The sequence below is a fragment of the Spirillospora sp. NPDC052269 genome (assembly GCF_040679435.1).
Classification (GTDB): Bacteria; Actinomycetota; Actinomycetes; order Streptosporangiales; family Streptosporangiaceae; genus Spirillospora.
In genome coordinates this window covers 228,329-238,286 of sequence record NZ_JBFAUU010000016.1, presented here as the reverse complement: position 1 = coordinate 238,286, position 9,958 = coordinate 228,329, and the positions used below count along the sequence as shown (strand labels likewise).

General features: G+C 71.4%; 9 protein-coding genes. 3 read left to right on the top strand and 6 right to left on the bottom strand.

What is annotated here, in order from left to right:
• Window positions 1-511: 511 nt before the first annotated feature.
• The 3 genes from AB0L06_RS31715 to trxA all read right to left on the bottom strand — a co-directional run bounded on the left by AB0L06_RS31715 (window position 512) and on the right by trxA (window position 2,537).
• Window positions 512-1,015, bottom strand: a complete 504-nt coding sequence (locus AB0L06_RS31715) for a hypothetical protein (RefSeq protein WP_500234807.1) — start codon at window positions 1,013-1,015, stop codon at window positions 512-514.
• A gap of 235 nt (window positions 1,016-1,250) precedes the next feature.
• Window positions 1,251-2,108, bottom strand: coding sequence for a putative RNA methyltransferase (locus AB0L06_RS31710; RefSeq protein ID WP_500234806.1), 858 nt, complete (start codon window positions 2,106-2,108; stop codon window positions 1,251-1,253).
• A 75-nt stretch (window positions 2,109-2,183) separates the two neighbouring features.
• On the bottom strand, window positions 2,184-2,537 hold the full coding sequence (trxA, locus tag AB0L06_RS31705) for a thioredoxin (RefSeq protein WP_500234805.1): 354 nt from the start codon (window positions 2,535-2,537) through the stop codon (window positions 2,184-2,186).
• 132 nt (window positions 2,538-2,669) lie between these two features.
• Between trxA and AB0L06_RS31700 the strand changes: the two genes are divergently transcribed.
• Together AB0L06_RS31700 and AB0L06_RS31695 are read left to right on the top strand one after the other, a co-directional pair.
• Entirely contained in the window at window positions 2,670-3,683 is a 1,014-nt protein-coding gene (locus AB0L06_RS31700; protein WP_500234804.1) for a sigma-70 family RNA polymerase sigma factor, read from the top strand.
• A 183-nt stretch (window positions 3,684-3,866) separates the two neighbouring features.
• The gene (locus tag AB0L06_RS31695; RefSeq protein ID WP_500234803.1) at window positions 3,867-5,216 is read left to right on the top strand and encodes a class II 3-deoxy-7-phosphoheptulonate synthase; all 1,350 of its coding nucleotides are present in this window, start codon (window positions 3,867-3,869) and stop codon (window positions 5,214-5,216) included.
• Between the two features lie 70 nt (window positions 5,217-5,286).
• Here AB0L06_RS31695 and AB0L06_RS31690 read toward each other — a convergent pair whose 3' ends face one another.
• Genes AB0L06_RS31690 through AB0L06_RS31680 form a run of 3 tightly spaced genes read right to left on the bottom strand, consistent with a single transcriptional unit; the run spans window position 5,287 to window position 8,384 of the window.
• Window positions 5,287-5,667: an ATP-binding protein gene (locus AB0L06_RS31690; protein ID WP_500234802.1), complete on the bottom strand. Its 381-nt coding sequence runs from the start codon at window positions 5,665-5,667 to the stop codon at window positions 5,287-5,289.
• Complete coding sequence (locus AB0L06_RS31685; protein WP_500234801.1) at window positions 5,667-5,993, bottom strand: STAS domain-containing protein; 327 nt, start codon at window positions 5,991-5,993, stop codon at window positions 5,667-5,669. Before AB0L06_RS31685 ends, AB0L06_RS31690 begins: the two co-directional genes overlap by 1 nt.
• 30 nt (window positions 5,994-6,023) lie before the next feature.
• Complete coding sequence (locus AB0L06_RS31680) at window positions 6,024-8,384, bottom strand: SpoIIE family protein phosphatase (protein WP_500234800.1); 2,361 nt, start codon at window positions 8,382-8,384, stop codon at window positions 6,024-6,026.
• A 307-nt stretch (window positions 8,385-8,691) separates the two neighbouring features.
• Here AB0L06_RS31680 and AB0L06_RS31675 point away from each other — a divergent pair.
• A partial coding sequence (locus tag AB0L06_RS31675; protein ID WP_500234799.1) for a HAMP domain-containing protein occupies window positions 8,692-9,958 on the top strand: 1,267 nt, incomplete at its 3' end.

Here is a 9,958-nt window from a genome sequence, read left to right as displayed (position 1 = left end):
CGGGGCGATCAGACAAAACTGCCTGATCGATAAAGGCACTGGCTTTTAACACGCTGTTGAGTTCTCAAGAAACGGACACCCACCGCGCTCCACCCGCTCTCGCGGGCCTCACTCCGGGGCAACCCTTCAAACTTACCCGGTTCTTCTCTCTTGTCAAATCGCCCTGTTCGGACATTTTAACTCGTGAGACTCGCCGGGCCACGGGCATCAAACATCGGCCGGACCGAAGTCGGCTGACATTGGTACCTCGTGAAGTGCCTGCCGGGCCGACCGCCGCTACGGCGTTCTGCATCCCGTTCCAGGCTGACCAGACCATCGTACATCAGGTCCGAGACTGGCTCGAACCGATTTCCCGATCCGGTTCCCCCAGGGCCGTCCGCCGGTGTCGGCGTCCCGCATCCCCTCGGGGCAAGGAGGACTCTAGGAGGCGTTCCGAGCATGGTCAAATCGGGGCCTCGAGATCCGGTCGCCCGCCCTGGGGACGGCGGGTGGGCCTGCGGTACGGTTCGGCTCACCTCGTCCGGGTGGCTGGAGGGAGCACCGCATGTACCCGTTCCTCACGGTCGCCGGCGGACGGTCGTCGGCCGCGCACCTGGTCGTGGCCGCGTCCATGGCCCCCACGCTGCATGCCGTGCAGGCGTGGCGGTTCCGGCCTTCGGGTGACGGGATCGAGGTTCGCGCGGACCCGGCCCGGTTCCGGGCGATGGACGATCCCCATGGGCGGGGGCTTCACCTCGGTTGTGGGGCGGCGCTGGTGAATCTGAGGCTTGCCGCCGCCCAGCTCGGTCTTGGGACGGTCGTCCGGCTGCTGCCCGATCGGGATGATCCGACTCTGCTCGCGCGCGTACGCCTGGTGCAGGGGCATCGCGCCTCTCGGACAGAGCGTCTTCTCTATGCGGCGACCATGCGTCCGTTGCCTGGACGCCTCCATGGTGTGGCGGGCCCGCCGTCCGTGCCGTTCTTGGGTGGGCTTGCGGAGGCGGCTCGTCTGGAGGGTGCGACGCTGCATCTGCATGCGATTGGGACTGGCGGCAACATCCGACGTGGCGTGTTGAGCACACGTGGGAACGGGCCCGACTCGTGGTTGCGCGCGGGGCAGGCGTTGCAGCGCGTTCTGCTGGACGCGTCGATGCGGTCGGCCTCGGTGACGTTCATGTACGAGGTCGTGGACGGTCAGGGACTGCGGCCGTTGCTCACCCCTGGGGACGTTCCGCAGGTCGTGCTTGAGGTGTCGGGGCCGGTGACCCGGGCTAGGGCTTGCGGCGGAAGTGCGACAGCACGAACGACAGCGGCACCGGATGCGGGTCGGGTAGCGCACTGAGCCTCTCGGCGAGGGCGCCGGACGAGATGTGGTGTGCGCTCGGGCCCATGCCGACGAGGGTCAGGATCTCCCCGTGCGTGAGGGACGCCTCGAACTCCAACTCCTGACGCGACACCAGGTCGAAGTGGTCGGCGAGGGTGGCGTCGGTACGTTCCGCTTTCTGGGCGTCCACCTTGAGGAGACCGAGCGCGTCGACGAGGGGCCCCATATGCCGGCTGGACGGCGTGACCACGACGAGTGAGCCGTCCGGGTGGAGAACGCGGTGGAACTCCCCCGCGTTCCTGGGGGCGAAGACGTTGAGGATGGCGAGTGCCGCTCCGTCCGCGACCGGTAGGGGTCGCCAGAGGTCGGCGACGATGGCGCCGATGCGCGCGTGCGCACGAGCGGCGCGTCGGGCCGCGTGCTTGGAGATGTCCAGGGCCAGGCCGGGGGTCTTCTGCACCTCGGGTTCGTCCAGGACGGTGCTCAGGTAGTAGCCGGTGCCGGCGCCCGCATCCAGGAGGCAGCCGTGGTGTGCGCCCGTCTCCCCCAGTGATGTTGACACCAGATGTGCCAGAGCATTGGCCATGGGGGCGAAGTGTCCTGCGTTCAGGAACGCGTCGCGGGCGCGGACCATCTCCGGGGTGTCGGCCGTGCCAGGACGTGCGTTGCCGGGAAGCAGGTTCGCGTACCCCTGTCTGGCCACGTCGAAGCTGTGCCGTTCTGGGCAGCGCAGCCCGCGGTCGTCCTGCGCGAGGGGTTGTCCGCACACAGGGCAGATGAGGAATTCGACGACGTCGGCGAGCACGCGTCCATCATCGTGCATCCGGCGGGCACTGCATCCGGCCGCCCCAGTTGGGACGGCCGGAGCGGACGATGCGCGTCAGCCGTTCAGGCGCTTCCGGACGTCCTCCATGTCCAGGTCCTCGACCTGCTGGATGACGCTTTCCAGGGCCTGCTCGGGCAGCGCGCCCGGCTCGGCGAACACGATCACACCGTCACGGATCGCCATGAGCGTGGGGATCGAGGAGATCCCGAAGCGCTGCGACAGCTCGGGCTGGTCCTCGGTGTCCACCTTGGCGAAGGTGATGTTCTCGTGCTTCTCAGCCGACTTCTCGAACACCGGGGCGAACATGCGGCACGGTCCGCACCAGGCTGCCCAGAAGTCGACCAGGACGATGCCGTCGCCCTTGGCGACCTCGTCGAAGTTCTCAGCGGTCAGTGTGACCGTCGCCATGTCGTTTTCTCCTCGGTCCGGGTATCAGGTCAGGTAGAGCGGCGTACGCCACCGAAGTATTCCCAAGTTGGGAATCACAGGGCGGTAATTAGCGTTCTCCTCTTAGGGAGATCGCACCGGAGAAGGGTCAAGATGGCTGCAACCCGCAACAAGGGCGACAGGGTCGACACCCCCGACAAGGACCTGGTCGGGGCGTATCTCGACCGGATCGGTCGTACACCGCTGCTGGACGCGGTGGAGGAAGTCGATCTGGCGAAGGCGATCGAGGGCGGGCTCTACGCCGAGCAGCTGCTCGAAGAAGGACGCGTGCCCCCCGGCACCTCGCGCGAGGAGCTGGAGGAACTGGCCGAGGCGGGGTTGCGCGCCAAGCAGCGCTTCGTCGAGGCCAACCTCCGCCTGGTCGTGTCCATCGCCCGCAAGTACCCCACGGACTCGCTTCCGCTCATCGACCTGATCCAGGAGGGCAACCTCGGGTTGATGCGCGCGGTGGAGAAGTTCGACTACCGACGTGGCTTCAAGTTCTCGACGTACGCGACCTGGTGGATCCGGCAGGCGATCGGGCGCGGGCTGAGTCACACCGCCCGCACGATCCGGCTGCCCGTCCACGTGGAGGAGGAGCTGTCCCGGTTGCGGCGCGCGGAGCGTCAGCTGAGCCGTGAGCTGGGCCGTGAGCCCACCCGCGAGGAGCTGGCGGAGACCGTGGGCGCCGATCCGGAGCATGTGGACGAGTTGCTGAGCTGGCGGCGCGACCCCGCCAGCCTGGACGCGACGGTCGACGACGCCGGTGAGACCGCCATGGGCGATCTGCTGGAGGACCCGGAGGCCGTGACGCCCGAGGCGGAGGTCGTGGCCCTGGACGATCTGGAGGGCCTTGGCCGCATGTTGCAGCGGCTGCCCGAGCGCGAGTCGGCGATCCTGCGCGCCCGTTTCGGCATGGACAACGGCCAGCCGCTCTCGTACGCGCAGATCGGCGCGCGGTACGGGCTGAGCCACAACCGTGTGCGGCAGATCACCGACCGGTCGCTGCGTCGGCTCCGGCAGATGGCGACCGAGCACGAGCCCGCGGCGGCGCGCACGCTGACCGCCGCCGGGGAGCGTGCGGTCCCGCATCCGGTGGATCCGCGCTCCCGCGTCCGGGCCGCCTGACCGCCCTTCGCAGCCCCGGGCCCCGCAGCCAAGGCCCGAGACCCTGCCGAACGCCGCCGCGAGCACCTCGCGGCGGCGTTCGCCTTCACGGTGTCTGTTCCGTGGCCCCCGGGTGTCGGATTCATGCCGAGTGCGTGGTCCGGCTAGTCCGGGTGGGTATCCGGTGCCCTAGCCTTGTCCACTGTGAGTACATCTAGCGTCACGGGGGAGCTGGACGCCTGGCGCGGCCTCCCGGCATTGCAACAGCCCATGTGGGACGACCCGGCAGAGGTCGAGGCCGTGACCGGCGAGCTCGCCAAACAGCCTCCGCTGGTGTTCGCGGGCGAGTGCGACCAGCTCAAGAACCAGCTCGCCGAGGTGACGCACGGGCGGGCGTTCGTCCTTCAGGGCGGCGACTGCGCCGAGACGTTCGCGGGGGCCACCGCCGACGACGTCCGCAACAAGCTCAAGACCCTGCTCCAGATGGCGGTCGTGCTGACCTACGCCGCCAGCGTCCCGGTGGTGAAGATCGGGCGGATGGCGGGGCAGTTCGCCAAGCCCCGGTCGAAGCCGGTGGAGGTGCGCGGCGGTGTGGAGCTGCCCGCCTACCGCGGGGACGCGGTCAACGGCCTGGACTTCTCCGCCGACGCGCGGCGCAACGACCCACGCCGGCTGCTGCAGGCGTACTTCTCCTCGTCGGTGACGCTGAACCTGACCCGGGCGTTCACCAAGGGCGGGTACGCCGACCTGCGGCAGGTGCACGCCTGGAACCAGGACTTCGTGGCGCACAGCCCGGCGGGACGCCGGTACGAGCAACTCGCGGGCGAGATCGACCGGGCGCTGACGTTCATGAAGGCGTGCGGCGCGAACCCGGACGAGTTCCACGGGGTGGAGCTGTACTCCAGCCACGAGGCGCTGATCCTGGAGTACGAGCGGGCGCTGACCCGCATCGACAGCCGCACGGGCTCCCCGTACGACGTGTCGGCGCACTTCCTGTGGCTGGGTGAGCGGACCCGGCAGCTGGACGGGGCGCACGTGGAGTTCCTGCGGCACATCCACAACCCGATCGGGGTGAAGCTCGGTCCGACGACGACGGCCGACGACGCCCTGGCGCTGATGGACAAGCTGAACCCGCACGGCGAGCCGGGACGTCTGACGTTCATCACGCGGATGGGCGCCGACCGGATCCGGGACGCGCTGCCGCCGCTGGTGGAGAAGGTGACCCGCAACGGGGGGCCGGTCGCGTGGGTGTGCGACCCGATGCACGGCAACACCTTCGAGGCGCCGTCCGGGCACAAGACGCGCCGGGTGACCGACGTGCTGGACGAGGTCGCCGGGTTCTTCTCGGTGCACCGGTCGCTCGGCACGCACCCGGGCGGCATCCACATCGAGTTCACCGGTGACGACGTCACCGAGTGCGTCGGCGGCGGGGACGAGATCGACGAGTCGGACCTGCCGCAGCGCTACGAGACGGCCTGCGACCCGCGTCTCAACCGCGGCCAGTCGCTCGACCTGGCGTTCATGGTCGCGGAGCTGTACCGCAAGACCTCCTGACCCAGGCGACGAGAAGGGGGACGCGGTCGCCGCGTCCCCCTTCTTCGTTCGTGCTCTTCTCGCCCGCGTCCTACAGGGCCACCTCGGCCCAGACGACCTTGCCGCCGGTGACGGGCTCGGCTCCCCAGGCGGTGGCGAAGCGGTCGACGATGAACAGGCCGCGGTGCGACTCGTCCAGGGGGCCGGGGACGGTGAGGCGCGGCAGCTGGCTGGCGCGGTCGCGGACCTCGACGCGGACGCGTCCGGTGCCGCGTTGCAGGCGCAGCTCGAGGGCCGTCCCGGCGTGCCGGACGGCGTTGGCGACCAGCTCGGCGACGATGGCGGTGACCAGCTCCTCGCGTTCCATGAGCGCCCAGGTGCGCATGGTCCGGGCGGCGAGGCGGCGGGCGTACTCGACCGCCTCGGTCTGCGGCGCGGCGCGCAGGGTGGTCTCGGTCACGACTCCGGACATCAGCCCACTCCCTCTTCGGCCCCACCGAGGAGGAACCGGTCCAGGCCGGTGGTGCGCAGGACGTTCTCGACACGTCCGTAGGCACCGGTGACGGTCAGCGACGCGTTCTGGGCGCGGGCGTGCTTGTAGGCGCGCACGAGCACGTTCAGCCCGGACGAGTCGCAGAAGTCCACGGCGGTGAGGTCGACCACCACGGCGCGTTCTCCGGCGTCGAGCAGCTCGGTCAGCCGGGCCCTCAGCTCATCGGAGGAGTGCAGGTCGATGGAACCGCGCGCGGCGATCGTCGCGCGGCCGTCATCTCGCGTCGTGTGCAAGGCAAGCCCCACGCCACACCACCTTACCGATAGCCGTTCACATCATGACGCGCGGAGGACGATGAGCGCGACGTCGTCGTTGGAGGGTTCGGGGCCGAAGTCGCGGACCGCGCGCTGGATCCGCGCGGCGACCGCGCCCGCGCTGAGCCCGGTGCACCCGGCGAGGAGCCGTTCCAGGCCGCCGTCGTCGCCGAGCAGCCGGCCGCCGTGCCGGCGTTCGGTCACACCGTCGGTGACGCACAGCAGCACCTGGCCGCGGCGCAGCTCGACGATGTCGGAGTGGAAGTCGACGTCGTCGAAGACGCCCAGCAGCGGCTGCGCGCTGCCGACCTCGTGAACCGTGCCGTCGGGGTCGAGGATCAGCGGCGGAGGGTGCCCGGCGCTGGTCAGGGCGATGGTCACGCCGTCCCGGCGGGGACGCGGCGTGATCTCGCCGTGCAGCAGGGTCAGCAGCCGGCCGCGTTCGCCCTCGCCGAGGATCAGCCGGTTGAGCCGGGCCAGGACGCCGGGCACCGGCAGCTCCTCGGCGGCGAGGATGCGCAGCGCGTGCCGGGCGAGTCCGGTGACGGCGGCGGCCGCCGGGCCGGTGCCGCACACGTCGCCGATCGCGAACCGCCAGCGGTCCACCGGGCCGGCGACGGGCGGGCCGCCCGGTCCGCCCTCGCGCGCGGGGCATTCGAACACGTCGTAGAAGTCGCCGCCGACCTCGCTGCCCTCCCCTGCCGGCTCGTAGACGACCTCGACCTCCAGGCCCGGGATGTCGGGGACGTCGGGTGGCAGCAGGCTGCGCTGGAGGGCGCTGCTCATGACGGTCTGCGCCGAGTAGAGGCGGGCGTTGTCGATGGCGAGGGCGGCGCGGCGGCTCAGCTCCTCGGCGAGCTCGATGGCGCTGCGCGGGAACCGGTCGCCCGCCGGGCGGCCGATGACGATCGCGCCGATGCGGCGGCCGCGGGCCACGAGCGGGAAGGCGTACACGGTGGCCGCGGCGTCCGGGCCGGTGACCTCGGCGAGCCCGTACCAGGGGCCGGGCGTGTCGGGGCGGGGGCCCTGCACCGCCCGGTCGAGCTGGGCGCGCAGGGCGTCGGCGCGGGTCTCGTCGGCGTGCCACACGTAGGCGAGGGCGGGCGGGCCCGCGTCGGTGTCGGTGTACACGGCGCACCAGGTGGCCAGGCGGGGCACGACGAGCTGGGCGACCAGGGCCATCGTGCGTTCCTGGTCGAGGGTTCCGGCGAGCAGGTCGCTGGCTTCGGCGACGAAGCTGAGCCAGCCGCGCCAGGAGCGTTCCAGCTCGCCGACCCGGGCCTTCTCCAGGGAGAGGGCCATCTCCTCGGCGATCCGGCCGAGGAGGGCGCCGTCGGCGGGTTCGAACCGTCCGGGCTCGGCGGACACGGCGACGACCAGGCCGGTGAGGCGGCCCTGGTTCTCCAGGGGCGCGGCGGCCATGGAGCGGGCGCGCAGCGCGGCGGCGATCGGGTCGGAGGTGTCGGCGGCGATCCAGGGGACGCCCGCACGGGCGTCGGGGCCGAGGTTGACGACCGACAGCTCGTCCGGGCCGGGTTCGGTGGTGAGGCCGGCGGACGCGGCGACGACCAGGGTCCCGTCGCGTTCGGTGAGGAACACCGCCGCGCCCTCGACGTCGAGCAGGTCTCGGACGGAGGACAGCGCGTCCTCCAGGGACTCCACGCCCGCGGGGGTGCGCAGGAGGCGGTCGCTCGCGGCGGGCAGCGCGGGAGGCTCGGAACGCCGGGCCATGGACGTGCCGGAGCCGCGCGCGGACCGGCGGGCCGAGGCCCGTGGCACAGCGCCGCCACCTGTCGGGCGTGAACGGTGTCCGTTCGTGGTCTCGGGAGCGGCGGCGGGGCGCCGGACGGAGGCCGGATCGGGCACGGGCGCGCCCCAGCCCGGGTCGGCGGCGGTGCGTCCTGAGGGGGTGCCGGAGGTCACGCCATCGTTTCCGGTTGATTCCGGACGGGCCGGAAAACCCGGACGACGGGCGAAATCGTCCGTCCGGGGCTCCTCCGGCTCGGGGACGGGCCGGGTCAGCCGGAACCAGATGCCCTTGCTCTCGTGGTCGTAGTCGACGCCCCAGGACGCGGCGAGGCGGGCGATCGACGGCAGGCCCCGGCCGCTCGCGGCGGTCACGCCGGGCATCACCGGGGTCCGGGTGGGGTGCCGGTCGCGGACCTCGATCTGGATCTCGTCGCCGGTGAGAGTGCAGATCACGTCGAAGGCGGTGCCCGCGTAGGCGACCGCGTTCGTGGCCAGCTCACTGGTCGCGAGCACCGCGTCGTCGGCGGCCTCGGTGAGGCCCCACTCGCGCAGGGTCTGCTGGACGAAACGGCGCGCGTCCGCCACGGAGGCCGCAGCGGACGGGAAGGTGGCCGCCGCCGTGTGCCGATCCAACTGCCGTCCCTCGCTCGTCGTCAGTTCTGAGTCTGGCCGCACATCCGAGTCTGGCCGCCGTGACAGACTGGCTCAACCAGCCGGGCGCCGACACCGTCCACCGTGCTCGCGCCGGGACAGACCGTAACACGAAGCCTGTAGGGGGCGGGTGAGGTCACCCGTGGCCGCATCGGGGAGCGGCCGCGCGAACCGGGCGGGAGAACGGGTCCGGCACACGGCCACCGGGCCAGTGGCGACGTAAAGTACAGATGCGGGCCGGACGAGGCGCCCGAGCCAGCGGGCACCCGTCGGCCAGGAGGATGGACTGATGCCCCGTAGCGCCACGCGTTCCCGAGCGGGTGACGGTGTCTCACGCGACACCACCCCGCGATACAGCGACGCCGACCTGGAACCGCTGCTGCGGGCCCTGGCGGCCGTCCGGGACGGCAAGTTGCGCACGCCCGTCGAGGTGACCGGTGAGGGCGCCGTCGCCGAGGCCATGGCGGTGCTGGACCAGATCCGCGACAACGGCCACCAGGTCGCCTCCGGGCTGGCCCGGGTGCGCCGCGAGATCGGCCGTGACGGCCAGCTGCGGGGGCGGCTGACGCCCGGCACGCTGCGCGGCTCGTGGGCCGGCGCGGTGGAGGACTCCAACGCCATCCTGGACAAGCTGACCGACCTCGCCAACGGCATGTACAAGGTGGTGGAGGCGGTCGCCAAGGGCGACCTGACCCAGCGGGTCGAGCTGCGCGCGGGGGGCCGTCCGATGCGCGGCGAGCTGCTGCGGATGGCCAAGTCGGTGAACGTGATGGTCGAGCTGCTGGACCAGTTCACCTGGGAGGTCACCCAGTTCGCCCGGGAGGTCGGCACCGAGGGGCGGCTCGGCGGCAAGGCGTCCGCGCGCGGCATGTCCGGGCGCTGGCGGGACGTGACGGCCGCGGTGAACGTGATGGCCGACCGGCTGACCAGCCAGGTCCGTGACATCGCCGAGGTGACCACGGCGGTGGCGCGCGGCGACCTGACCCGGAAGGTGACGGTCGAGGCGGCCGGTGAGCTCCAGGAGCTGAAGCTCACCGTGAACCAGATGGTCGAGACGCTGTCGGCGTTCGCCGACGAGGTCACCCGCGTCGCCCGCGAGGTCGGCACCGAGGGCCAGCTGGGCGGACAGGCGAAGGTGCACGGCGTCTCGGGGGTCTGGAAGGACCTCACCGACAACGTGAACGCGATGGCGAACAACCTGACCAGCCAGGTCCGCAACATCGCGCAGGTCACGACGGCGGTCGCGGACGGCGACCTGACCAAGAAGATCACGGTCGGCGCGCAGGGCGAGATCCTGCAGCTGAAGTCGACGGTGAACCAGATGGTCGACACGCTGTCGGCGTTCGCCGACGAGGTGACGCGCGTGGCCCGCGAGGTCGGCACCGAGGGGCGCCTCGGCGGACAGGCGCGCGTGCCGGGCGTGAGCGGTGTCTGGAAGGACCTGACCAGCAACGTCAACGGCATGGCGTCCAACCTGACCTACCAGGTCCGCAACATCGCGCAGGTGACGACGGCGGTCGCGGAGGGCGACCTGACCAAGAAGATCACCGTGGACT

Excerpts from the sequence above, each read along its gene's own strand:
- AB0L06_RS31690 (WP_500234802.1), bottom strand. The coding sequence starts at position 5,667 with ATGTCCGGAGTCGTGACCGAGACCACCCTGCGCGCCGCGCCGCAGACC.
- AB0L06_RS31715 (WP_500234807.1), bottom strand. The coding sequence starts at position 1,015 with ATGCAGATGCAGCGTCGCACCCTCCAGACGAGCCGCCTCCGCAAGCCC.
- trxA (WP_500234805.1), bottom strand. The coding sequence starts at position 2,537 with ATGGCGACGGTCACACTGACCGCTGAGAACTTCGACGAGGTCGCCAAG.
- AB0L06_RS31700 (WP_500234804.1), top strand. The coding sequence starts at position 2,670 with ATGGCTGCAACCCGCAACAAGGGCGACAGGGTCGACACCCCCGACAAG.